General features: G+C 40.6%; 23 protein-coding genes. 7 read left to right on the forward strand and 16 right to left on the reverse strand.

Features of this window, described 5'->3' with window-relative positions; genetic code table 11:
* Nucleotides 1-18 precede the first annotated feature (18 nt).
* The 11 genes from AX762_RS00765 to AX762_RS00815 form a co-directional block, all read right to left on the reverse strand.
* Nucleotides 19-1,113, reverse strand: coding sequence for a hypothetical protein (locus AX762_RS00765; protein ID WP_071847259.1), 1,095 nt, complete (start codon nucleotides 1,111-1,113; stop codon nucleotides 19-21).
* A gap of 274 nt (nucleotides 1,114-1,387) precedes the next feature.
* Nucleotides 1,388-1,597 (reverse strand): heavy-metal-associated domain-containing protein, encoded by a 210-nt coding sequence (locus AX762_RS00770; RefSeq protein WP_071847260.1) that lies wholly within the window; start codon nucleotides 1,595-1,597, stop codon nucleotides 1,388-1,390.
* 24 nt (nucleotides 1,598-1,621) lie between these two features.
* Nucleotides 1,622-4,105, reverse strand: a complete 2,484-nt coding sequence (locus AX762_RS00775; protein ID WP_071847261.1) for a heavy metal translocating P-type ATPase — start codon at nucleotides 4,103-4,105, stop codon at nucleotides 1,622-1,624.
* A gap of 12 nt (nucleotides 4,106-4,117) precedes the next feature.
* Nucleotides 4,118-4,546 carry a CopY/TcrY family copper transport repressor gene (locus AX762_RS00780; protein ID WP_071847262.1) on the reverse strand — a complete coding sequence of 143 codons (429 nt, stop codon included), beginning with the start codon at nucleotides 4,544-4,546 and terminating at the stop codon, nucleotides 4,118-4,120.
* A gap of 275 nt (nucleotides 4,547-4,821) precedes the next feature.
* A complete protein-coding gene (locus AX762_RS00785) occupies nucleotides 4,822-5,556 on the reverse strand; it encodes an aspartate/glutamate racemase family protein (RefSeq protein WP_071847263.1) in 735 nt (244 codons plus the stop codon).
* 168 nt (nucleotides 5,557-5,724) lie between these two features.
* Nucleotides 5,725-7,161, reverse strand: a complete 1,437-nt coding sequence (locus AX762_RS00790; RefSeq protein WP_071847264.1) for a UDP-N-acetylmuramoyl-L-alanyl-D-glutamate--2,6-diaminopimelate ligase — start codon at nucleotides 7,159-7,161, stop codon at nucleotides 5,725-5,727.
* An 89-nt stretch (nucleotides 7,162-7,250) separates the two neighbouring features.
* Nucleotides 7,251-8,459, reverse strand: coding sequence for a M15 family metallopeptidase (locus AX762_RS00795; protein WP_071847265.1), 1,209 nt, complete (start codon nucleotides 8,457-8,459; stop codon nucleotides 7,251-7,253).
* An 83-nt stretch (nucleotides 8,460-8,542) separates the two neighbouring features.
* Nucleotides 8,543-9,265 (reverse strand): TraX family protein, encoded by a 723-nt coding sequence (locus AX762_RS00800; RefSeq protein WP_071847266.1) that lies wholly within the window; start codon nucleotides 9,263-9,265, stop codon nucleotides 8,543-8,545.
* A 22-nt stretch (nucleotides 9,266-9,287) separates the two neighbouring features.
* Nucleotides 9,288-10,862 carry a Mur ligase family protein gene (locus AX762_RS00805; RefSeq protein ID WP_071847267.1) on the reverse strand — a complete coding sequence of 525 codons (1,575 nt, stop codon included), beginning with the start codon at nucleotides 10,860-10,862 and terminating at the stop codon, nucleotides 9,288-9,290.
* A gap of 57 nt (nucleotides 10,863-10,919) precedes the next feature.
* Nucleotides 10,920-12,110 carry a carboxylate--amine ligase gene (locus AX762_RS00810; RefSeq protein ID WP_071847268.1) on the reverse strand — a complete coding sequence of 397 codons (1,191 nt, stop codon included), beginning with the start codon at nucleotides 12,108-12,110 and terminating at the stop codon, nucleotides 10,920-10,922.
* Nucleotides 12,111-12,118: 8 nt separating this feature from the next.
* The gene (locus tag AX762_RS00815; RefSeq protein WP_071847269.1) at nucleotides 12,119-13,489 is read right to left on the reverse strand and encodes a M20 family metallopeptidase; all 1,371 of its coding nucleotides are present in this window, start codon (nucleotides 13,487-13,489) and stop codon (nucleotides 12,119-12,121) included.
* A 439-nt stretch (nucleotides 13,490-13,928) separates the two neighbouring features.
* On the opposite strand from AX762_RS00815, the gene AX762_RS00820 reads away from it, so the two are divergent.
* Nucleotides 13,929-15,344, forward strand: a complete 1,416-nt coding sequence (locus AX762_RS00820; protein WP_256244335.1) for an MATE family efflux transporter — start codon at nucleotides 13,929-13,931, stop codon at nucleotides 15,342-15,344.
* A 566-nt stretch (nucleotides 15,345-15,910) separates the two neighbouring features.
* On the opposite strand, the gene AX762_RS00825 is transcribed toward AX762_RS00820, so the two are convergent.
* Complete coding sequence (locus AX762_RS00825; RefSeq protein ID WP_071847270.1) at nucleotides 15,911-16,285, reverse strand: hypothetical protein; 375 nt, start codon at nucleotides 16,283-16,285, stop codon at nucleotides 15,911-15,913.
* Nucleotides 16,286-16,547: 262 nt separating this feature from the next.
* Here AX762_RS00825 and AX762_RS00830 point away from each other — a divergent pair, with 262 nt between their 5' ends.
* From AX762_RS00830 to AX762_RS00855, 6 genes are all read left to right on the forward strand, one after another.
* The gene (locus tag AX762_RS00830; RefSeq protein WP_071847271.1) at nucleotides 16,548-16,925 is read left to right on the forward strand and encodes a GntR family transcriptional regulator; all 378 of its coding nucleotides are present in this window, start codon (nucleotides 16,548-16,550) and stop codon (nucleotides 16,923-16,925) included.
* A complete protein-coding gene (locus AX762_RS00835; protein ID WP_071847272.1) occupies nucleotides 16,925-17,614 on the forward strand; it encodes an ATP-binding cassette domain-containing protein in 690 nt (229 codons plus the stop codon). The genes AX762_RS00830 and AX762_RS00835 overlap by 1 nt, the downstream gene beginning before the upstream one ends.
* Entirely contained in the window at nucleotides 17,611-18,459 is an 849-nt protein-coding gene (locus tag AX762_RS00840; protein WP_071847273.1) for a hypothetical protein, read from the forward strand. The genes AX762_RS00835 and AX762_RS00840 overlap by 4 nt, the downstream gene beginning before the upstream one ends.
* A gap of 13 nt (nucleotides 18,460-18,472) precedes the next feature.
* Complete coding sequence (locus tag AX762_RS00845) at nucleotides 18,473-19,687, forward strand: hypothetical protein (protein ID WP_071847274.1); 1,215 nt, start codon at nucleotides 18,473-18,475, stop codon at nucleotides 19,685-19,687.
* A gap of 159 nt (nucleotides 19,688-19,846) precedes the next feature.
* Entirely contained in the window at nucleotides 19,847-20,656 is an 810-nt protein-coding gene (proB, locus tag AX762_RS00850) for a glutamate 5-kinase (RefSeq protein WP_071847275.1), read from the forward strand.
* 21 nt (nucleotides 20,657-20,677) lie between these two features.
* Nucleotides 20,678-21,922, forward strand: a complete 1,245-nt coding sequence (locus tag AX762_RS00855) for a glutamate-5-semialdehyde dehydrogenase (RefSeq protein WP_071847276.1) — start codon at nucleotides 20,678-20,680, stop codon at nucleotides 21,920-21,922.
* Between the two features lie 156 nt (nucleotides 21,923-22,078).
* On the opposite strand, the gene AX762_RS00860 is transcribed toward AX762_RS00855, so the two are convergent.
* From AX762_RS00860 to aroB, 4 genes are read right to left on the reverse strand one after another with little or no spacing between them, the layout of a single operon-like run.
* The gene (locus AX762_RS00860) at nucleotides 22,079-22,357 is read right to left on the reverse strand and encodes a chorismate mutase (RefSeq protein ID WP_071847277.1); all 279 of its coding nucleotides are present in this window, start codon (nucleotides 22,355-22,357) and stop codon (nucleotides 22,079-22,081) included.
* On the reverse strand, nucleotides 22,350-23,447 hold the full coding sequence (gene aroC / locus AX762_RS00865) for a chorismate synthase (RefSeq protein ID WP_071847278.1): 1,098 nt from the start codon (nucleotides 23,445-23,447) through the stop codon (nucleotides 22,350-22,352). Before aroC ends, AX762_RS00860 begins: the two co-directional genes overlap by 8 nt.
* The gene (aroA, locus tag AX762_RS00870) at nucleotides 23,428-24,690 is read right to left on the reverse strand and encodes a 3-phosphoshikimate 1-carboxyvinyltransferase (protein WP_071847279.1); all 1,263 of its coding nucleotides are present in this window, start codon (nucleotides 24,688-24,690) and stop codon (nucleotides 23,428-23,430) included. The genes aroC and aroA overlap by 20 nt, the downstream gene beginning before the upstream one ends.
* The gene (gene aroB, locus AX762_RS00875; protein ID WP_071847280.1) at nucleotides 24,687-25,775 is read right to left on the reverse strand and encodes a 3-dehydroquinate synthase; all 1,089 of its coding nucleotides are present in this window, start codon (nucleotides 25,773-25,775) and stop codon (nucleotides 24,687-24,689) included. Before aroB ends, aroA begins: the two co-directional genes overlap by 4 nt.
* Nucleotides 25,776-25,786 lie beyond the last annotated feature (11 nt).

Here is a 25,786-nt window from a genome sequence, read left to right on the forward strand (position 1 = left end):
TACTTTTTCATTTCATTATTATGAGCGTCTATCCGGATTTACGCGCGTCCATTCAATGAACGTATCCATACCTTCAAGCTGCACCACTTGTCTACATTGATATGTCTGATACCATGATTTGATATTTGGTGTCATACTATTAATGATTCGTTCGTAATTTGCTCCTTTGGGTGTGTTCCACGACTCAGGAAAAGTAAGATTGATAATGGCTTTACCTTGCTGGTACAAGACATTGTATTTACCTTTCAAGAACCCCGCTTCTCCGGAAGGACGAATGACAAATTCTCCGTAAAACGGTTTCGCTTCTGCTACTTCACGGTGATTAGGAAATGAGGGTGAAAAACTCACTTCAACAGGATGTGTCTCGTGTTCCAGCGTCATTCTTTTCAGCTTATATAAATCATTGATTTTTTCATATAAGTACGTGTGACTAGCCGTTTTGGCTATACCCTGCTCATCGATTTCAACTTGTTCAAGTTCATATTTTCCTGCTTTGTTGAAGTTAGCAACCACCGAATTCGTTGAAAATTCGACATAATACCGAGACTGAAAATCTTTTGGGAAAGCGAATGGATCAACCTCTTTAACATTGCCATCGATAGACAGAAAAATGTCGGTGTCTCTTTTTCTGGCAAAGTCAAAATCATAAAGGAAAAAAAGCGGCATAGAATGTGGTTCCTCTAAGTGATTCCCCACTGAAGGGAGCCAGGTTAACGGATTTGATTCTTTTTCGATCCGTTCATCAACATATAATACAATGCGACGATCAAGTTTATCGTTAAATACAAAGCCTGCATCCAATCGTCCATCCACGTGATTGAAATATGCTTCATCGAATTTAACAATATAGCGTTCTTTTAACCCTTTTCCTCCAACTGATAAAATTTCATCTTCTTCTGAAATAGTTAGAGAATCTTGAACATAGGAGTCGCGATAGCCATCCTTTCTCCATGCCAGCACTCGAAATCCTGAGCCGTAAGACTCTCCTTCGATATAATGTAATTCAAATGTATCATATTCTGTATCCGGATTTTTATGAAAATGAAACATGGCCATTTCTTTTATGGGAGACAGTTCAATTCTAAATGGGACATATGCTTTACCTTTAATCATCTACTCACCTTCTTTTATGTGTCTTCACTTCTTATCTTATTTTTTATTGGTTATTTTTATGATACACTATTTTTCTCTTGCTGTAAGCCCTTTTGTTTCAATAACGGTAAATAATTAGAGGCTCAGCAGATAAAACCGACTTTCCCCTTCTTTCCCATAAGGCAGTATATTGGTAGCGATACTGGTTAAAAAAATTCAATGCGCAAATTGATCAAGCATTATAAAAAAACACTTTGCTCGAATTCATGAGCAAAGTGTTTTTCAATCATTCAAATCAGTTTAATGATTCTACCGTATAGCTTGTATCCGCAAGAGCATTTTCTAATTGTTGTTTCGTTACCGCTTGGGATGATTCAAATGTCGCTTCTTTTTCGTCCAAATTAATGTCAACTTGTGAGATGCCTTCAACATTTGAGAAGGCCGCTTTAACAGAATTGGCACAACCATTACAGCTCATACCTTCGACTTTTGCCTGATAATTCATATTTGATCTCTCCTTCATTTTTTATTATTCATTAACTCTTTCAGCTAAGGTGGGTTTGAATTTTTTCAAACGTAATGCATTGAGCAAAACGGAAACTGAGCTAAAACTCATAGCTGCTGCAGCAAAAGCTGGATTCAAGAGTGGACCACCAAGTAGATATAGTCCACCCATAGCGATAGGAATGCCAACGATATTATAAGCAAATGCCCAGAATAAGTTTTGTTTGATATTTTTCAATGTGTCCTTACTCAATTCTATTGCTGTCAATACTTCTTTAATATCACTACGCATCAAGACGACGTCTGCTGATTCTACGGCAACATCCGTCCCAGAACCTATGGCAATACCCACATCTGCTTGAGCAAGAGCGGGTGCGTCATTGATACCGTCACCAACCATCGCTACTTTTTTACCTTCTGCCTGCAGTTTCTTGACTTCATTTGCTTTATCTTCAGGTAATACATCACTCAATACGCGGTCAATGCCTGCCTGTTTTGCTACGGCATTAGCGGTTCGCGTGTTGTCACCTGTGATCATCGCAATTTCAATGCCCTGTTTACCCAGAGCTTGAATGGTTCTAAAACTGTTTTCTTTTAACGTATCTGCCACTGCAATAATGCCTTCGACGGTCTTGTCAACCGCCAGATACATCGGTGTCTTACCTTCGTCCGCCAACTGATTGGCTATATCTTCCAGTTCATCAATGGCTAAGCGCTGTTCCGCCATCAACTTCTTGTTCCCGAAATAAAGGGTATATTCATTTACTTTTGCAAGGAGTCCTTGTCCGGGAATCGCTTCAAAGTGTGACACGTTTGTTAACTCCAGCTGATCATTCTCTGCTTTTTTTACGATTGCTTCGCCAAGAGGATGTTCACTTCCTTTTTCTGCAGAGGCAGCAAGTTGAAGCAAGGTCTCTTTTGAAAACGATGATCCTTTGCGAATAATCAAATCTGTAACGACCGGTTTGCCTTCTGTCAACGTTCCGGTTTTGTCAAAGACGATCGTATCCACGTTGTGAATGGTTTCTAGCGCATCCCCACTTTTTATTAAGACGCCGTGTTCTGCGCCTTTACCTGTCCCGACCATAATGGCAGTTGGTGTTGCAAGTCCTAACGCACACGGACAAGCGATAACGAGGACAGAAATTAAAATGGTGAGTGCAAAGATGAAACTCTGACCGGCTATGAGCCAGACCAAGCCGGATACCAAAGCCAGTCCCATGACGATGGGTACGAAATAGCCCGTAATGACGTCTGCCAATTTGGCGATCGGCGCTTTTGACCCTTGCGCTTCTTCGACAAGCTGGATGATTTGAGAGAGCGTGGTATCTTTACCTACTTTAGTTGCGCGGTAATCTATCGATCCGTTTTTGTTCATGCTGGCCCCAATAATGGTGTCGCCTATCTCTTTAGCAACCGGCATACTTTCACCCGTCAGCATGGATTCATCCACAGCAGTGCGACCGTTGACGATGAGCCCATCTACTGGCATTTTTTCGCCCGGACGTACCCGTATGATATCTCCCGGTGACACTTTTTCAATGGCCATTTCTTCTTCAGTGTCATTATGCACCACACGAGCTGTTTTTGGTGCCAAATCCATCAATTTCTGAATCGCTTCTGACATGCGTCCTTTTGAACGTTCTTCCAAATATTTTCCTAACGTGTGAAAAGCTAGTATGACCGCACTTGTTTCATAATACAGCATCATTGCCAAGTCAGCATTCATGAATATGATCGCAAACGTCGCGGCCAGACTATAAATGAAGGCGGCAGCTGTACCTAATGAAATCAATGAATTCATATTAGGATGACCTTTGGATAATGTTTTAAATCCCTGTTCAAAGTAAGATCTTCCGGACCACATGACTGGAAGTGTCAAAGCCAACTGTAGCAAAGCGAAATTCGTTGCGTTGTACATGGGATCGATTATGCCAGGTGGCATTATGCCTATCATGGGACCCATGGAAACGATCATCACCGGAATCGTAAAGAGTGCGGACAAGATCGTCCGTTTCCTGTACATTTCTTCTTTAGACATTTTTTCAGTTTCGTCTGGTCGATCAATTTCAATCTGGTCTTCACCTCTTGGAAAAGCTTTATAACCAGTATTGGAAATAGCATCTGAAATGTCTCTTACCGATAATTCGAGTGGATTATACGTGACAGACATTTTTTCAGAAGCCAAGTTGACGGACGCCTTTTCCATACCGCTAAGTTTAGCCGCCGTCTTTTCCACTGTTGCAGAACAAGAGGCACACGTCATCCCTTCCACATCAAAGGTTTTTGTCACATGTTCTGGCATAACAACGGTATAGCCCGTTCCATCGATTAGTTTTTCCAGCGCCTTCGGATCGAACCTTCCTTTTTCAACCTTGATGTTCAGTTTTTCTGAAGCAAGGTTGACGGATGCTTCAAGCACACCATTTAAATTTTTTGCCGTTTTTTCTACCGTCGAAGCGCATGACGCACAGGTCATCCCCTCGATCGGATAAGATTTCGTTTCCATCGCTTTTCCTCCTTAATGCACACATGAACATTGTCCGGGCGTGCACCTACATTTGATTTTTTCTGGTGCATCAACTTTCTTTTCTTGGATCATTGCTTCCAGACGTTCCAAGTCACTTATGCTTAGCGTGCTTTTTTCTAAAATGGATTCGATGGTTTGCCCTACTTTGGTGGTACACATTTGATCAAGTAGATCATCTATTGCCCCATCAACACTTTCTCTTTCTGAAACAACAGGGCTGTATTGGTACTTTCGACCTTGCTTCTCTGTGGAAAGCATGCCCTTTTTCACCAGGCGTCCGATCAATGTCTTGGTTGTCGCTAATTTCCACTCTTTTTTCTCTTTTAAGATATCGTCAATTTCTTTACTTGTAATGGGATGGGTCGTCCAAATGACACGCATCACTTCCCATTCTGAGGGAGAAATTTGATTTTCATGCATGTGTGAACCTCCTTTTGTTTACAGCTGTAATTGTTTAACTTCTTTTATAGTTTACAACTGTAAACTATAAAAGTCAACAAAAAAAACTACGATTCTTATAAAATCATAAGAATCAATAGCTAATAACAGTTATTTGAAATATCCAAGTCTTGCTGGGTCCTGATATTATCTTTAAGTACTCTTATAATGAAAAAAAGAGTTACTCTATTAGTCAGTATTCATTTCGGCACTCTTTATTATAATGGTTTACAAAACAAAGCTTAATGCTAAATTTATCACTTACTTCTTAACTCACCTACGCTAATCTTTTGAGTTCTCGTTAAATCTCTCGCGGCAATAAGCATGGGATCAATAAAAGGGACTGACAAATCCGTTGCGTTTAGGACTAATTCAACTTCCGTACATCCACCAACAATTAATTCGCACCCTTCTTCTTTGATCAATCGCTCAGCTACTTCCACTAAGAGCGCTTTAGTGTGCTGGCCTGTGTTGCCCTGTTTGATTCCATTTTCACCGTAGATAGCCTGCATTACCTTATGTTCCTGTTCAAAATCGTTTGGATAAGCAATCTCTTTGTCAACCAGATGCGTCTCAAACAAACGGGTTTTTCTGGTTGCAGTCGTTGATAATACGCCGATTTTTTTAATGTCCGGATACGTTTCATCTATATACTTATTTAACCCCTTAAGGACGTGATGAAGAGGTATGTCTACTTCTTTTTGAATGACCTCATAAAAGTAGTGCGCGGTGATGCACGGCATGACCGCCACTGTCGCTCCAGCCAGTTGCAGATTAGCTGCGGTATTGATCATCTCTGAAACGGGAGAAGGGCCACCGTATAAAATAGCTTGCGTTCGATCAGGGATCTTGGGATTGCTATCAACAATCGTTCGAAAATGGTCCTGATCTTTCACCACTTGCGTTTCTTTGATGACTTTCATGTAAAAACTTGCCGTTGCTTCAGGTCCCATTCCGCCTAAAACACCGATAACTCTCTCCTCACCATTCATACATACCCTCCCGTTTAAGCTTGATAAAATACTTGCTTCCATGTGCAGTCCCGCATTATCTTGTTCAAATGACAGGTCTTTCTTATTTGATTCGATTATTAAAAAGTACCCATTGGGGGCTTTTCAACAAAACATACATTTATCATACGTTAATGCACATCTAAAATTCTATTTTTTCAAAAATAGAAATGTTTCTTTATCTGATTTTAATGATAATTCAAAATCTTGCTGATACGATTCGTGCCCTTTTCCAGTAACAACCACAAGTGTTGGTTCTGTTGCGTTTTTCGTGGCGTCTGAAATAGCTATCGTCCGATCTAAAATGATTTTCACTTGTCCAGATGACTGATCTTTAACAAATTCCAGGTACTCTGCTTCCATTGCATCCGCACTCAAACCATTTAAATCATCTAACGTCAAAATAGTCTCATCACTGAATTGAGCGGAAATTTGAATCATCTTTTCTCTTTTAGTGCTGTCTCTGTTTCCTCTAAATCCAAAGATGTGCACCAACCTATGATTGGTATATATTTCTTTGATTGTAGGCAGCAAACCTTGTAGAGCTTCTGCAGTATGTGCATAATCAATCACACCTTTTACGGTTTCAGAGATCGTATCTACCTCAAAGCGACCCGGTATTGGCTCTAAATCTTCCATTACTTGAGAAATGTTGGTTAAATCCTGGTTCAGATCTTGTAAAACCGTCAAAGCCATTGATAAATTAGAAAGATTATATTTACCGGGTATAGGTAGTTCAACCGAGTAGGATGTGTCTCCGATAGTACATGACCCTTGCGTCGATCCTTCCAGATGATACCTTGTATGTTGATGTTCTTCACCTACTGTTAAAACAGTATGACCCTCTTCTGTCAATAACTGTGCAAGTTTTTCTCCCCATTTGTCATCTTCATTGATTATAGCTTTACCTATATCTTTCAATAAAGAAAACAACTTCTTCTTAGCAAAAAAATAATCTTCAATGGTATTGTGATAGTCTAGATGATCATGCTGCAAATTAGTGAAGAGAGCATAGTCAAAAGACATACCTTCCATGCGATGTTGTTCTAATCCCTGAGAGGATACTTCAATAACCACAGCCTGGTCGTTAGACTCAGATAAAGCCTTTTGTATCGTTGATGCGCTCGGAGTTGTCAAAGAGCTTGTTGTCCGTTCACCATTCATTTCATTGAATACAGTACCAAAAAACGACACGGTATATCCTTTTTTTCTCAAGAGATGCGTTAAAAATAATCCGGTTGTTGTTTTCCCGTTGGTTCCAGTAACTCCAATAACTAATTTATCTCTAGTTGGATAGTTATAATAGCTTGCGGCCAATTGCCCGAGTAATTCTCTTGTGTTCTCATGTTTGATATAGGGAGTATCTTTTAATTCAATGTCTTGTTGACCAATAATTACGCTTGCTCCCTGTTCAAGTGCTTGAGAGATATAACGATGACCATCGTTTTTAAAACCCTTAACCGCAACAAACACAAATCCTTCTTCAACCTCAGATGACTGATCTGTCACACCTTTTATTTCAGTTGTTTCGGGTATCGTATCGCCATATAATCCTTGTATATTTTCAATTAATTTATTCCATTTCACAGTTACAGTCCCCTTAACATCTTCCTCAAAAACTTATAAGCAATTATTCATTAAACTTAAAAAATAAACTAAGTTGCGCCATTTTCTTTCTATTCTTGTGTAAGTGTAAGGTCTTTCCATAATGGTACACTGTTAAAGGTCTCCTTGATATAAAACTCGCCTGATCCGGCTTCAGTGTCTAGATTTTCCAGCGCATCGACATCGTTAAAATGCCACCACTCGGAAGCTAAAGGGTTAAAACCGGCTTCAACCATATATTCCTGAAGTTTAAGTGACGGTTCAGTCATCTTAGAATTAATAGTCAAGTCTTTCCAACCTTCACGGTCCGCAGAAGCAATCGGACGATCAAAAATAGCTGACTCCCGACTCAGTTCATGAAGAGGTGTGTGCATCGTGTATTCCGTATACTTCTCCACTCTAAATGTTTTAAAGTCGCCAATCGTTTGGTCTGTTATTTCTTCTACTTCAGCTAGACTGAGATCGATGGCTGCGCCTCTTTGATGATTGGATACTTTCATATTTATAAACCAGGTCATACTCCAAGGTTTGTCATTGATCCCTTTTTTCACCTCTTCATTTTCTTCAGCCAATTGTTTCAATGAGTCATTGACCAGCAATTGCAGTTCTCTCGGTCTAAAAGTTTCATAAATCACCAGACTGTCTCCGTTTTGCAGAGCTAACTGTTGAGCATGAAACACTTTTTTTGCCGATTGATATAGTATAGGCATGATGAATTCTTCTTTTTGCAGACGCTCATTAAATCCAATCATTGGATTGAGCGGTTCACCCGTCAACTCTGGAATGTCTACATGAGATGACTGGAAAAGTGAATCGTAACTATTTGTATGATTATAAATAATAGATGGAACAACATCTGGTAAATTGATAAATGCAAAACGATTTTCGATCCATCCCTTAAAGGAATCGGATCGGACGAGCCAATACCCTCCTGCTTCTCCTCTTATTTCAAAAGGTGTCCCGGGACTCAATTCTTGAAGTATTTTTGAACCGGGTTCAGGTTCTTCGAGCAAAGATTGTCCAACTGAAGCATAGCCTGCTGCTCCTGCTATAGGCAGCTCAAATTCTCCATCGACATGCCACATTGGAAGTTCCGACTTTTCCTGACTTTCCCCATCCTCATCCTCATCCAATCCATTCTGATTGCCTTGTTCAGTTGCTGGTCCTTCCGTTTGTTCGTTATTCTCAGATTGTTGCAAATAGGTGATTATACCTATAATAACAATTGAAAAACCCAATATGATAATTAAACCATTTAAGAAAGATCTGTTTTTCTTCAAAATTTAAGCTCCTTTTTCTGTTCAGCCTTTTACATCTCTAGTTTTCTGCTTATACTTTTACACAGTATAAGACCTTAACGTCTTCAGGTCACAAACATCTGCAGCACATACAAGAAAATTAAATGTAGAGGATAGAACCAGTAAAATGCCCATTTTGTAAACAACGTTCTTTTACCCGGCTTTCTGTTGTACAAATAAAAGATAGGTAGAGCCATCAAACTGCCAAAGCGGTACATTACAAACCCGCCGTATTCTTGTAAGCCGGGTATAATGTAGAACAGCAAAGTGATCAATACAAATCCCGTCATTTTCCAATTCAACTTATCTCTAAATAATCCGAAATTCAAAACCCAAAGTACACCAATATAATTCCAGTTAGCCGGTACTGCTAGAATCAAACTCGCCGCGACAATGACTACTTTCCACGGGTAAGATAATTTTTCGTTTGTCACTGCAGTTAAAGCAATCAATCCCATCAATAAAGACCAAAAAACGCTCGTTGCCTGAAAAAAACCATAATCGAAATACATGATATAGGGAATATGAGAAATCAGCGCGAATATGAATATTCGTGTAGAGTAAGCTTTTTTATCTGAAGTGTAATGGTGCCCTTCGGCAACAAGATAAGCAATAAGAGGTGCCGCCAAACGACCAATCAAGTGCAAGCCCCATCTGCCTGCTGTACCATCTTCCGTGATCACTCGCGAAAAATGATCGATGAACATGGATGTAACAGCTACTATTTTGATTACATTCGCATTCAAACCAATATTTTTTATTTTTGCAATAGAGAATGGCTGTTCCATCTTTTCACCCCAATGCTGTGATTCAGCGATTATAGTTGTTTCCTAAAAATGATTCGTCAATACCTGCCACTCGCTCTTCGAGCGGAGCTAAAACTTCTTGTGCGCTCAAGTCCGGTCGTTTTTCAACTAATTGATTCAAGATATACTTCGCGCCAAAATCCATACCTTGTGCACCACCGATTAAAATAACATCCCCGGTTTCTACTTGATCGAGGCTTGATTCCAAAGCGTCCGGCATTTCTTTGTGCAGTTCAATTTCCACACCGACCTTGTCCATTTCTTCTTTGAAAGCTTCCAGCTCTTCAGGTAAGACATTATCCTTTTCTACAACAAGAGATTCACTCAGAGAGACAATGACTTTCTTGATACCGAGTTCTGGCACCCATTTGGCAATCGTCTGCGCGTTCTCTCGGTTCGTTGTTACACCACGATTACCTCTGATTGCATAGACTATGTGTAATTTTTTATAATCCATTTTTGTTAATGTTTCTAAGGTGACCTCAATATTTCCAGCATTTGCAAAATGATCGTCCACTATCTTAAAATCATTTTCATAAATAAATTGGAAACGACGCTCGACTCCTTTAAAGCTTTCAATACCCAATTGTATTTTTTCAATAGACACACCACTAATTAACCCAATCGTGATAGCAGCCATAGCATTATAAACCGAGTGGTAACCTGCTACCGATAAATTGATTTTAAAAGATGTTTTTTCAACGGTTTCACCTTTGATGTTTTTAAACGGTTTGTTTATTTCTATAACGAAATTACCTCGTCCCGTTGATAAATCGATTTCTTTACACATAAGATGACCTGAACTATCTTTTATACCATAGGTTACCACTGTAGCTGCTGTCTCTTTAGCTAATGAAGCAGAATAGTCATCATCCAAATTCAATACTGCAAACTGATCTGCTCTTGCTTCGCGTATTAAACTCGCTTTAGCATTGTAGTATTCTTCAAACGAGCCATGCAGATCAATATGTTCTCGACTGATATTATTTAAAGCCACAATATCAAAAGAAACACTCCCCACTCGACTCAAATCCAGTGCCGAAGAAGACACTTCCATCGTGACATGAGAAATTTTTTCATCGCGCATTTTATTGAAATACCCATGTAAATCCAAAGATTCGGGAGTTGTCAAGATACTTGGTACAAGCGTATCACCATATTTGACCATCACGGTCCCAATAAGACCTGTTTTCCACTTGTTTTCTTCTAAAATAGCATTTGTCATAAATGAGGTTGATGTTTTACCATTAGTTGCAGTAATACCAATAATAGTGATGCTTTGTGACGGATGATCAAAATACTTGTCACTTAAAGCAGCCAAGGCTTTTCGACTATCATCCACTAAATATTGAGGTACTGCAATATCTGGAATGATGTTTTCAACAATTAAAGCAACCGCTCCATTATTTACCGCTTCTTGAGCATACTCATGCCCATCTGTCTGATACCCTTTAATACATACAAATAATGAATTTTTCTGAGCATTATCAGAATGATAGGCTATTTTACTGATTTCAACATCTTTTGAATCCTTTGATTCTAATACCGTAATTGCCTGGAGTAGCTCAAATAATTGCATAGTTCAGATCTCCTTTTTAGAAATTCAGTGATAGATGCGAATTTCTATTTTATTTTATTATCTTTTTACGACTTTATTTTTCACTTTGTTCAATAAATTTCCCATGTAATATATTCCTGGCTTAGGATCACTTGCTACCCAAATTGAGCCCACTCTTTTTTCTGTATACGTTTTTAGGATTGATTTCCATGACAATTGCCCAGATTTCACGTAGGCTACTGAAGCATGTAAATCTTCATACATATAGTGGAAAGCTAAATTAGTCGATACTTTCAGACTATCTTGGCCGATTTCTTGCCCTGTTAATTCTTTATAAGCCAGCAGCGGCATATTGAATCCCAATTCTGCCAACATTTGATTGAAATTTGTGGTACGTACATTGATTTCAATCAGGTAATATTCACCGGTCTGTTCATCTTTTTTAAATTCGATTTCAGCAAACCCTTTATACCCGATAGCTTCTAGGAAAGGCGCTCCGATTTCATGCAGTTCTGGCACATATTTCTGTTTGATATAAACGGATGCACCGAAATTAATGGGATACTGACGTTCTTTCTGTGCGGTGACCCAGTGAGTGATTTTCGCTTCTTGATTCAAATAAGCGTCAAATGTGTACATATGATCATCGAAACCTTGAATCAGTTGTTGCACAACCACCTCTATATTAGCATCTTTAGCTTTTTCCAATCCTTCTTCCAGCTCTTGACGATTTGTTACTTCAAACAATTTTTTTCGGAATTTTGAAACGAATCTTGACGAGTCCGCGGGTTTAATTATGCACGGATAGCCCAGTTCTTTTTCTACTTCTTCAACGACACTAGTATCTCTTACTTGAACGGTTCGAGGAACACGCACATTATGCTGTTGTGCTAAGACGTATAGCTTATCCTTATCGATCAAACCGCTCCAAAAACCTTGTTCGGTTTGATTGATCAAAAAATGCTCTTTCAATTCAAGTAAATACTTATCAACAAATTCAACGTATTGATCAGCTGTGGGATACAATACGGGTTTGTAGTCCTGTTTCTTTGCATAAGCGATGAGGAAATCCTTTAGCTTATCTGCCTCTTTGGAATAGTGTGGCCCAATTAATTTCTCAGTCACATACTTGGATTGACGCGCGTATGCTCCTTTTTCCTGGTAATCTAAAACGGCGACAGGGATTCCAGATATCCCTAAGCATCTTATGATACTCAAACCGATGTAATAATTATTTCCTAATACGACTGCCTTGTGTTTCGTTTCCATTAATTGACTCACTCTCCATTACTTTGCTGATCCTCTGTACAACACATACGGTAAATGGTCTCAGCATAGATGTCCATGGCTTGATAATACTCATCTAATTTGATCCCTTCATTTTCCTGATGGGCTAAACTTTTACTATAGGGAAAATGCGCTCCAAAAGCAACCATATTAGGCATTGCCCGTGCATAAGTTGCCCCGCCGGAAGTGAGTGGCTCACTGTCATAGTCCCCTGTTTTATCTCTATATATCGATAATAACGACTGGACTAGTTCACTCTCTTTTGGAACATACAGAGAATCAAGATAATCATGTTCTTGATAATCCAACCCATATTCACTACTTTTTTCTTTCAACGCAGCGACAATTCCTTCTTTATCATACGTTACAGGAATTCGAATATCCAACATGACTTCCGAAGTGTTCTCATTTATTTCCAAAGTACCGATATTAACTGTTAATTCACCCGAATCCTCATCTTTGACTTGACCAAAGAGTGTTTCGCCGTTGGTCTCCAACCCAATCTTTTCAGAAATGAAAGAAATGATTGGATGAGGCTGGAATGCAACCAGGCCTTTTACCAAGAGCGTAATAGCATTTTTTCCTTCACCCGCAACGCTCGCATGCACACTTTTTCCTTTGACAGTTATAGATTCCTCTTCTTTATTATAAGGAATGTCCATATTATCAAAAATTCGGGACAATTCAGTAATTCCGGCCCCTTTATACTCGGCTCTCTCGGGCACCACATTAGGCGCACTCCCGCATTGGAGCTTCAGTTTTGACGCACCCGGCCCGATGATTTTCGCTTGCAGCAATCCTTTTTCAGCATAGGTTAACGGAAAAGCACTGTCCGGGACAAAACCGAGATCTGGCAATTCTTCATGCTCGACATAATTATTCATACAACGCCATAATATTTCTTCATCTGTTCCGAAAATGAAGCGAATCTTTTTGTTAAAGGTTTCTCCAGCATCCACAACCGCTTTAAACGCATACAGTGCCGCAACCGTCGGACCTTTATCGTCTTGTGAACCACGTCCGTAAAGTGCGCCATCACGTTCTACACCTTTGAAAGGATCTGATTCCCATTTTTCCCTATCCCCTTCAGGTACCACATCTAAGTGACAGAGAACCCCCACGGTTTCTTCACCGTCTCCGTATTCTGCATAGCCATAATATCCTTCAGGGTCATAAAACGTATCCATTCCTAATTTATCACAGACAGCGAGTGTTTCTTTTAAGGCCTGATCGATCCCTTTTCCAAAGGGCGGAAAGGCTACTTCATTTCCATTGGTCGTATTCACCGATGGAATGGCAATTAGTTTTTTCAATGTACGTAAGCTTTCATTTTTTATAGAATCCGTAATAAATTGTTTCATTTTAATACACTCCTATTTTTTCTACTTTACTGTAGAAATATTTTTGTTTATAGTCTCGTTAATCACGTTACTAGATATAGTAAAAAAGTCAACTGTTTCAGCTCTTTTTTCAATATAAATCACCTTTCTTCCATTATACCTTATTATTGTTTTGCATTCTTTACGAATGGAATAAGTTTTTCTATCTCTTTTAGCGACCGGGACTTACTGCATTCAATAAATGGTATTTCCTGAGCTTTTTGATCCTCCTTTTTTTTTAAAAAAACAGACAATTCCGAGCAGTGAACATCCTTTGAAACATTTCTATGAAAAATGCATTTGACTCTTGTTTTTAGTTACAATAAGACTATAATTATCTGGTACTTATAAAATTTTAACTGCCGGCTCATTTCGTTGCCGGGTTGTGACACATTGTCATAATGTGTTCAGAAATACAGGAGTGATCACACTGAAAAAAGATATGACTCAAGGAAGTCCACTTAAACTTATCCTTAGTTTTACGGTTCCTTTGTTAATTGGAAATTTGTTTCAACAATTCTATAATATGGCTGATGCTTATATCGTCAGTCAAACCATTGGCGTAAATGCATTCTCAGCTATCGGTTCAACTTTAAGCTTACAATTTTTAATTCTCGGTTTAGCCATCGGAATAACCGCTGGCTTATCCGTTATTACCGCTCAGCGTTTTGGGGGCAAGGATGAGAAAGCCTTAAGAAAAAATTTAGCAACCGGCTTGATCATAATTTTGGTCATCGGTGTAACTTTAACTGTGTTGACCACCACCTTTACAGAGGAAATATTAACATTTATGCAGACCCCTGACGAGACCTACACTTATGCTTACGATTATTTAAACGTCTTGTTTAGAGGTATCGGTGCTGTCATCCTCTTTAATTATTTAGCTAACATACTGCGAGCCATTGGCGACAGCAAAACACCTCTTTACTTTTTAATTGTGACTTCTATTTTAAATGTCATACTGGACTATGTCTTTATTCTTGTCTTTGACTTAGGCATTCGAGGCGCTGCTTTAGCCACCATCACTGCCCAGGTCACGTCAAGTATCTTGACTCTCTGGTTTATTTGGAAAAAAGTACCTCTACTGCGTATCCACAGAGAAGATTGGAAACTGGATAAAGCTGAATTCAAGGAGCATCTGCGTATTGGGTTACCTTATGGATTTCAATATTCTATCATTGCAATTGGTTCTGTTGCTATAACAATGAGGCTAAATCTATTGGGCGCACCCGCTGTTGCTGCGTTTACAGCCGCTCAGAAGATTGATTCTGTAGCCGTGCTCCCGCTTCAGTCTTTTGGTGTAACCATGTCGACTTTTGCAGCCCAGAACTATGGCGCAAGAAAGTTGAACCGTGTCTGGCACGGAGTCAATCAGGCTCTTAAAATGAGTATTGGTTACAGCTTGGTGATTGGAGTCATTCTCTTAATTTGGGGCAGACACTTTGCTACTTTATTTGTCGGAGCTGATGCACCCGCTGAGGTTCTCCAAATGATCCAGCATTATTTCTTAGCGAGTTCATCCTTATATGCTGTGCTGTCTGTATTATTTATTTACAGACACACGTTACAAGGTCTCGGTAATAGCTTTGCCCCAACCGTTGCGGGTATTGGAGAATTACTTGCCCGCATTACAGCTGCGTTCTTCTTATCTGTACATTTAGGATTTACAGGAATAGTCATAGCGAGCCCGCTAGCATGGTTTGCAGCCCTCGTTCCTCTTGTTCTGGCATACAGATCGACTAAACGTAATTTATCGGCTAAATATCCCCTTCCTCTCGGTTCGGAAGAAGGACTCTTGCTGGATGAACTTAAGCCCTCTTCAATAAAAATCAAATAGTGATTGAAACACGGAAAGAGGCTGGGATTTTTGTCCCGGTCTCTTTTTATTGGTCAGAAAACCATTATTTAGACGCTCAATAAAACTGGTTAACGCCCTTAAATAATTGTATTGTTTCTCTGACTATTTTCGTGATAGTTGGGGATTCATGGTGTTTTAGGGTTTGATTTGGCGCACCAGCGATCAGTTATACCGTGGGTGATATTTAGCTAGCTCATCTTCGGCATGCTCACAGACTTTTCGGTTTCAGTGAGGCTAAGTTACCTCATCTTCGGCATACTCACGGACATTTCGGTTTCAGTGAGGCTAAGTTGCCTCATCTTCGGCATACTCACGGACATTTCGGTTTCAGTGAGGCTAAGTTACCTCATCTTCGGCATACTCACGGACATTTCGGTTTCAGTGAGGCTAAGTTGACTCATCTTCGGCATACTCACGGACATTTCGGTTTCAGTGAGGCTAAGTTACCTCGTCTTCGGCATACTCACGGACATTTCGGTTTCAGTGAGGCTAAGTTACCTCATCTTCGGCATGCTCACAGACATTTCGGTTTCAGTGAGGCTAAGTTACCTCATCTTCGGCATGCTCACGGACATTTCGGTTTCAGTGAGGCTAAGTTGCCTCATCTTCGGCATACTCACGGACTTTTCGGTTTCAGTGATGCCAAGTTGCTCCTTCTTCGGCATACTCACAGACTTTTCGGTTTCAGTGATGCTAAGTTGCTCCATCTTCGGCATGCTCACGGACATTTCGGTTTCAGTGAGGCTAAGTTGCCTCATCTTCGGCATACTCACAGACTTTTCGGTTTCAGTGATGCCAAGTTGCTCCTTCTTCGGCATGCTCACGGACATTTCGGTTTCAGTGAGGCTAAGTTGCCTCATCTTCGGCATGCTCACAGACTTTTCGGTTTCAGTGATGCCAAGTTGCTCCTTCTTCGGCATACTCACAGACTTTTCGGTTTCAGTGATGCCACTTATTCAAATGATTAATAAGGTCTCGATTAGGCTTCAGGCCTAATCATTCATTCTTAAAAATCAATTTAGCCTAACTTTAAAATATATGTTGACACGGTATCTGTATCATGTATATAATACAGCCAATAAGTGTACTGCTTGATTAATACACCTTGTCTTTTTTTATCACTAGTGTATCAACCACATAATACAGATAAGCGGTTTTATTGTTTAGAAAGGACTGAATCATTTGAATGTAACATTCAATAAGAGAGATCCGATTTATCTTCAGGTTATGCAATACTTTAAACGACTGATCGTTTCCGGCGAATTAAATCTTGGAGATGAAATGCCATCCAGAAGACAGCTTGCTAACCAATTAAAAATCAATCCCAATACCGTTCAACGAGCTTACAGCGAAATGGAGGAACAGCGTTTGATTTATACAGAACCCAATCGTCCCAGCAGAGTGACAGAGGATCCAGCGGTATTGAATCAACTGAAGAAGGAATGGCTTGATCAGGCGGTGAGTAAATTTGTTTCGGCATTAGATCCGATCGACATTCCTTTGGATGACATCGTTGATCTTATAAAAGACAAAATGAATATGAGAAAGAAGGATGACTAATGATTGAACTCAAAAATGTACACAAACACTTTGGAAGGAAAAAGGTACTAGACGGTATTTCTTTCACGGCTAACAAAGGTGAAATCACCTGTTTAGTTGGTGTCAATGGTGTGGGTAAAACAACAATCCTGAATGCCATCATGAATTTGACACCGATTAAAAAAGGCGAAATTACCATTGATGGTGAATTGATGCGTCCGGATTTATACAATAAAGTGGCTTTTATTCCAGATGTAGCGATCATGCTGCCTAACATGACCGTTCATGAGGCCATGGACTTTATGAAAGATTATTACGTCTCCTGGAATTGCAAGCGCGCGAAGGAAATCACACGCTTCTTCCGTCTGAATCTAACAGAGAAAATTTCTGAATTATCAAAAGGGAATCAGGCGAAAGTCAACTTACTGATGGGGCTAGCCTTGGATGTAGACTATATACTGATGGATGAGCCTTTTTCAGGTATCGATATCTTTACCCGCGAACAGATTACCGATGTGTTTAGCAGCCGCTTGGTTGAGGATCGCGGCGTTCTGATCACCACACACGAGATTTTTGACATTGAACATCTCATTGACAAAGTCGTTTTACTTGATAATGGCGTCATTTACAAAGAATTCAATGCAGAGGAAATGCGCGAGACAGAAGGAAAATCTGTCGTCGACGTCATGAGGGAGGCTTATAACAGATGAAAAAATCACTACATAATTTTCTTAAATTTACTAATTTTGAACTGGAACGTCTATCTAAATTTTTATTTGCCTTGATGGGAATAACGTTTATTGCAAACTTAGTAGGCTATATTTATACTCCTATGAAATATATGGGTAAAATAAATGAGTACATTGCACAAAACTCAGCCACTTCAGAACAAGCAATCCAGCAGTATGGTCCTTTTTCGTTCTATAATGCGCTTAATTCTTTTTGGATCGTCGGACCCATCGCCTTAGGCATCAGCGGGTTTATCTTTTATTCTTTTTTTATCTGGTATAGAGAATGGTTCGGTAAAAACACCTTTGCTTACCGTTTACTTATGCTGCCCATTCACAGGATGACACTCTTCTATTCCAAGCTGGTGGTCGTCTTCATAGGGATTTTCACACTGATCTCTACTCAGATGATCTCGCTCTTTATTGGCTATCCCATCGTATCAGCCATCATTGAGAATACTTATTATGTAAACCAAAGTTTAATGGAAGCTGTTCAGCTGCACCCTTTATTCCTTTATCTTTTCCCCTTGGATCTTGGTTTCTTTTTAACTATAAACGCTGTGGGACTCGTTGTTTTACTCGTTCTGTTTACAGCTATTTTAATGGAAAGAAGTTACGCAGTTAAAGGTATTGTACTGGGTATTATCTATGCTGTAGTCGCTTTAACCCTTGTGCTTTTGCCTCTCTTCTTACCTGATTTACTGAACAACCATTATATTCTCTACGGTTCAGAATTAATAATTATTGAAGCCATTTTGCTCGTAATAGTAGCCGTTCTTTCTCTCTTTACGAGCCGCCACTTAATAAACAAAAAAATTACTGTCTAGAAAGGAACAAACAATGAATAAATACATTAAATTAATGAGTTTTCTACTGCTTATTATTGTAACTTTAACCGGTTTCGGGCTCTACAAGGCCCAAGCAAGTTCTCCTTATCCGGAGTTGAAAGTCGTCACAACCGACGGCAAACCTGAATATATAGAGCCTTTTCACTTTTTAGGTTTTGTTTCTGATACTCAGAATTACTCAAACAGCTCGACGATTGTATTCAAAGATGGCCACTCTCGATATATGGAAGACCAAACTTTTCTTGAACGAATTGATTTCAATTATAATCCTCAATTGAATGATTTTATTACTGACCACCGGTCCTTTATGCGTGGAAAAAGTCGTCGTACAGAACACTATACAGAAACAGAACAGCACGTCATTTATACCGGTATGGAAAGTGATGTCTATTGGAATCAGCCTTCCCGCGGTCTGATGACCATCGCTGTCCTGAACAAAGAAACGGAAGAAGAAGAGACGTTCTCAGTAAGCTTAGGTAGTGACGGATCCTATTATGAGGTGTCTGCCACCTACGTTAACTACCCAAATTTAACTATTCTAGCTGCGACAAACCATTCTACTGATATATCCGAACAATTTGTTTATACCTTTGATGTCGAAAATCCGACAGAAGAATTGACGGAAACTATAAATTTGACACAAGAGATCGATAGTAACGGAGGTGTCTACTTCGGACAATCTTTTGACAGGACTGAACGTTTTATTCCCATCCAGTCAGTGAGACAAACCGATGATTCAGAATTTGATTACACTGAGGAAATCATTGGTTATTTTGCCTTTGATACACAGATGCAGGAATTGATTGACGTTCCGTTATTTGAAGAAGATACGCTTCTCTTCGCTGACAATGACAAACTTTATGTAGGTAAAGATTTAGGCGACACCATAGAATTACATGAAATGAATGCCGATGATCAGAACCTGGACCTAGTGGGATCGATTGAAATGGCGACCCCTACTATTGGACGAGAAGAGGGAACCCATTATAATAATCTCTTCAATCAAAATATAACTCTCTTAGACGGTAGGTTATATGCCTATGAAACTCAGTATTCAGATGACATTAGTCGTCCTCTCTTCCAGATCACTGATATCAAAACACAGGAAACATTATTTAACGGAACCATCGAGCCCAAAGATATGGCTAAACACGATTCCACGAACATCGATGTATTTGAATTCAGACTAGATACATTAAACAATTAATAGTCATCCACCCCTCTCAATATATTTATTTGAGAGGGGTTTTCCTTAACTTTTAACCTATAACAACAAGGGAATCTAGCATTTCTTTATATAACTTGTTATACTATGGAAAGTTAAAAGTCAGCCAAGAACTCTTATCAAAGAAAGAATGGGTACCTTATGAATAAAAAAAATCGAGAAAAATTAAAACAGAGTAAACGGATAGTGATCAAAGTCGGTACCAGCACCATCATGTACCCAAATGGATCGATCAATCTGCAGCAGATGGAAAAACTGTCATTTGTATTGAGTGATCTGAAAAATCAGGGTAAAGAAATCATACTGGTTTCTTCCGGTGCCATCGGTGTCGGCTTATCTCGCATGAACTTGACCCAACGTCCTGTAACCATTCCCGAGCAGCAAGCCATTGCTTCGATTGGTCAGACAGAACTCATGAGTTTGTACAGCAAATTCTTCTATCATTACGGACATCATATTGGACAAGTCTTACTGACCAAAGACGTCACAGACTATCCTGTGAGCCGAAGAAATACGGTGAACACCTTTGAACAGCTGCTCATCAAGCAGGTTGTCCCTATCGTCAACGAAAATGATACGGTTTCTGTAGAAGAACTCGATCATCTGACGCGATTCGGTGACAATGATACGTTGTCCGCGATCGTGCTCGAGTTGACAGAAGCTGATTTACTCATTATGCTGTCGGATATTGACGGCTTTTACGATAAAAATCCAATGAAACACAATGATGCAGAGCTCTTTGAAACAATAAATGAAATAACCGATGATATCCTGGAACTCGCTCAAGACTCTTCTACAAAATTTGGTACAGGTGGCATGATCACGAAACTGACTGCCGCTCAAATCGTTTTGGAAGCAAACAAACAAATGGTACTGGCCAACGGGACAGATCTGACCATCTTATTCAGGATTTTAGATGGCATGAACGAAGGAACCTTGTTTTCTAAATAGTGACTGGAGGGAGTTTTAAACGTGGAAACATTAATCGAACTTGGAAAAAAAGCCAAAGAAGCTGAGCGTTACTTAGCTCAAGCCTCTTCAAAAGCCAAGAATGAAGCATTACTGTTGATGGCAGAAGGATTGCTGCGTGATACAGATAAAATTTTGGCAGCTAATCACTTAGATACCAAACAGGCTGAAGCAGACGGTATCACAGAAACGTTACTCGACCGACTCACGTTGACAAAAGAACGCGTCGAAGCGATGGCTCAAGGGTTGAAAGATATCGCCAAACTGCCCGATCCCATTGGTCTGGTCGAAAGCATGTGGACCAATGAAGCCGGTCTTAAAATCGGCAAACAATCGGTCCCTTTGGGTGTTATCGGCATCATTTATGAAGCCCGCCCAAATGTGACATCCGATGCCGCCGGACTCTGTTTCAAATCGGGGAATATCGTCATTTTACGTGGCGGCAAAGAAGCCTTCAACTCCAACTTAGCGGTCGTGACAAGTCTACGCGCGTCTTTAAAAGAAAGCACCTTGCCTGAAACGGCAATTCAGTTAGTGGAAGACACCTCCAGAGAATCAGCTACAGAAATGATGAAACTTAACCGTTACCTGGACGTTTTGATTCCACGAGGCGGTGCCAACTTGATCAAAGCGGTGGTCGAAAACGCCACCGTTCCGGTCATCGAAACAGGAACCGGGAACTGTCACGTCTATATCGATCAGTCAGCTCAGCTTGAAATGGCCAAAGATATTATCGTGAACGCTAAAACGGACCGTCCATCCGTATGTAACGCCGCCGAAACGCTTATCATTCATAAAGATGTGGCTGAAACCTTCCTGCCTGTGATCGAAGAAGCCTTGAACGAATGGAACGTCGAACTTAGAGCAGATAAGGAAGCGCAGAAACACTTGAAAGACTTCACCCCAGCCACAGAAGCGGACTGGGAAACGGAATTCTTGGATTATATCCTGGCTGTTAAAGTGGTCGCTTCTTTTGATGAAGCTATCGCTCACATCAACCGCTACAGTACCGGGCACTCGGAAGCAATCGTGACCGACGATTACTTTGCCGGTCAACGTTTTCACCGCGAAGTGGATTCTGCGGCCGTTTACGTGAATGCTTCTACCCGCTTTACGGATGGTTTTGAATTCGGTTTTGGTGCTGAAATAGGCATCAGTACGCAAAAACTTCACGCCAGAGGTCCTATGGGTCTTCCTGAACTCACTTCTTCCAAGTATATAATTTTTGGCGAAGGTCAGATCCGCTGATCGCTTACGCTTATAGTAAAAAAACAGACAGAATCAATTACTCATTGATTCTTGTCTGTTTTTAATTTGATTAAAAAGTATTCTCAAAAATTATTTTCGTATCAATAAGCCAATTTTAAATAGCAAAAGATGATACTCCAACACCTTTCCATTCTACTATTCCTCTTTTTCCATTAACCGTTTCTGCGTTTGCTTTGTAATGTTCATAATAGCTTTATAAAACATGGTCATTTCTTCCTGGAAGTCTGAATTTCTCAGTCGAGCAATATTTTTTTCAATAACTTTCTTTTCTCTATCTGCATCCAGTAGTGGCAGCCGATGCTTTTTCTTATATGCCCCCACTTTTAAAACAGTTTCCAGTCTCTTTTCAAACAGCAAAGTCAGTTCCTGGTCAAGTGCATCAATATCTTGTCTATAACTTTCCAGTTCATTCATCAGCCGTCACCCCTACCATCAAGTCCATCAAGGCTAACGCCGTCACTGCTTCTAAAACGGGCAGTACCCGCGGAACAATACACGGATCGTGTCGTCCTTCCACCGATAATTCTGCTGCTTTTCCTTCATCAACGTTTATGGTCTGCTGCTTCTTCGTAATAGAGGCTGGAGGTTTTACAGCCGCTCGGAAAACGATAGGCATGCCGTGAGTGATGCCCCCGACAATCCCTCCATTATTGTTTGAACGTGTTTTTACCTGTCCATCTTCATCATAATAATATTCGTCATTCGCTTCTGACCCACGCATCTTAGTGATATCAAACCCCGTCCCGAACTCGATACCTTTGATTGCGGGTACCGAGAAAACCAAATGAGCCAAAGTCGATTCAACAGAGTCAAAGAATGGATTGCCGTATCCGGCTGGTACACCTAAGACAAACGTCTCAACGACACCGCCGACAGAATCGCCGTCATCTTTTGCGTCAAGAATGACTTTTCGCATTTCTTCGGTTTTATTTTCGTTGAACAGTGGTAATTGCTGATGCTTGAGGTTCTCGACTTGCTCCAGCGAAACTTGTTTCTGATCCACAAACTTTTCGTCCTCAACATAACCGATGGCTTGTATATGTGCACCGATTGTGACCCCTTTTTGTTCGAGCCACTGTTTACAAATGGCACCTGCAAAGACTAATGGAGCGGTGATCCTTCCGGAGAAATGGCCACTCCCTCGGTGATCATTATGCCCTTTGTATCTGACACGGCTTGAAAAATCAGCATGTCCCGGACGCATCACATTTTTAAGTAAACTATAGTCTGTCGATCGAGTATTGCTGTTACGTATGATCGCAGTCAAAGGTGCACCCGTCGTTTTGCCTTCCAAGAATCCACTTAAAAGCTCAGGCAGATCCTTTTCTTTTCTAGACGTTGTCAATTCATTCTGCCCCGGCGCACGTCTGGCCATCTCAAATAAAACGCGGTCCATATCTATTTCCAGTCCAGGCGGCAGCCCGTCGATCGTTATGCCGATCGCCACACCGTGTGATTCTCCAAATATGGATACCTGTAAATTTTTACCCCAAATTCCACTCACTGCTTTTCCCTCCTAATTGTTCAAATACTTCCCAGAAATCTGGATATGATTTAGCCACACACCCGGTATCTTTGATGACGATCGGGGCTACACAAACGGTTGACGCAACTGCCAGCATCATCGCTATCCGGTGATCTTTATGGCTCCAAACGGTCGTATTTCCTTTCAAACTATCCACGCCTTTGATGACAAGCGAGTCGCCATCCACTTCTATATCTGCCCCTAATTGAGACAACTCTTTCTGTGTTGCTTCTAACCGGTCACTTTCCTTTATACGAAGTCTTTCCAGATTAGTGATTTCTGTTTTCCCATCGGTGAGTGCCGCGACTAAGGCCACCACCGGTATGATATCCGGACATTGAGAGCCGTCAATCGTCCGAACAGCGGTCACGTCATTCAACTTGATGCCACCTAGCTGCTCTAAAATGCTTACTATTGCTCGGTCACCTTGCAGTGACCTTTCGTTTAATCCTTCAACACTGACCGGATTCCCTAACGCGCGGGCACTTAAAAAGAAAGCTGCCTGAGAATAATCGCCGTCTATCGTTATATCTTGAGCACGGTACACCTGGTTTCCCTCTATACTGAACACTTGACGTTCTTTGTCAAAATCAATGTGTATGCCGAAAGATTCCAGCATCGACAGGGTCAGGTCAACGTAGCCTTCTGATTCTAATGCTGTAGTCATTCTAATTTCTGATGCTGCATTTAAAAGTGGCAAGGTGAGCAAGAGTCCGGTGATGAACTGAGAACTCACATCTCCCCTAACTTCATAGGCTCCTGGTTGAAGAGAACCTTCCACTGTTAAATCCAGTTCCCCTGCATTTGAAGAATTATACCGCAACCCCTGTTTTTCGAAAATCGCTTGATACGTAGCAAGCGGTCGCGTGCCTAATTTACCCTGACCAGTAAAGTGGGTTTCTCCTTCAAATAAAGTAGCGAGCGGAATGAGAAAACGCAAGGTCGAGCCTGATTCATTACAGTTTATAGTTCTTCCTTGAGTGAAAGCATAGTCTTTGATACCCTCGATTGATAATGAGCCTTCGTATTTTTGAATGACCGCTCCAAGCGTTTGCATGCCTTCGATCGTGGCTGTAATGTCATCTGAGTACTGAATGTTTTTGATTTCACTGCGTCCTTTGGCCAGGCTGGCGCAGATGATGGCTCGGTGAGCTAAACTTTTAGAAGGTGGCACAGTTACCGGCCCAGTTAGCTTCACTGGTTCTATCCCTAAATCTGTCACGCGTTTTGTCCTCCCGTCTTTAGTCTATTAAAAAAAGTTATATCGGACTTTTCTCGCCTGGCACTTCCCATTTTTTCTAAAATGATCAAGTACAACTGTTCATCAAGATTTTTCTTGTCCTTTTTAATATACGGAATAATCGATGCATAATCTTCTGGACGGTCTAAATCTACCGGTAATTGATGTCGGGTCAGACATTTTCTTAACTGACCAGACATTTCATTACCAGTCATGCCTTTTTGTTCTGCCAGTTCAGTTATTTTCACCATGCCGATCGCTATCGCCTGCCCGTGCGTATACTTCTTGTACGCATAAAAGGCTTCGATCGCGTGTCCTATAGTATGGCCGAAATTAAGCAGCATCCGTTCGCCTGTGTCTCTCTCATCCAATTGCACCACGTGCTCTTTGATCCTGCAGCAGGTTTCAATGATCGATTCAATATTAGCCATAACATCCAGTCTAGAGGTTAATCCTTCCAGAAAATTAAAGAAGGTTTCGTCTTTGATACAGCCATACTTGATTACTTCCGCCATCCCGTCTGAAAAATAGGCATCAGTAAGTGTTTTTAAAACAAGTGGATCGATCAAGACCATCATCGGATGATAAAAAGTTCCTGCCAGGTTTTTCCCTTCTGGTAAATCGACGCCAACTTTGCCTCCCACACTGCTATCCACTTGCGCGAGAAGTGTCGTTGGAATCTGAACGAAAGAGATGCCTCTTAAAAACGTCCCGGCAACAAATCCGGCAATGTCCCCTACAACGCCACCACCCAAGGCAATAATGAGATCGCTTCGGGTAATCCCCATTTCGATCAATCGACTGTAGATCTGCGGCATTGTTTGAAAGGTCTTGGTCTCTTCTCCCGGTTCGAGAATGATCATGTCTGTTTCATAACCGGCTTCGACCAGTTGGTTTTTGACCGTTTCTCCATAATGACCGGAAACATTCTTGTCGGTAATGATGGCTACCCGCTTCCCTGAGAACACTGTTTTGATTTGTTCTCCTACATGCTGAAGCAGTTCTTTTTCGATTTTTATAGGATATTCTACCGTTTGCTGAGATACTTCTACATTGATTTTCTGCATCAAACTGGCTC

This window comes from Alkalibacterium sp. 20, from assembly GCF_001885615.1.
GTDB lineage: Bacteria > Bacillota > Bacilli > Lactobacillales > Carnobacteriaceae_A > Alkalibacterium.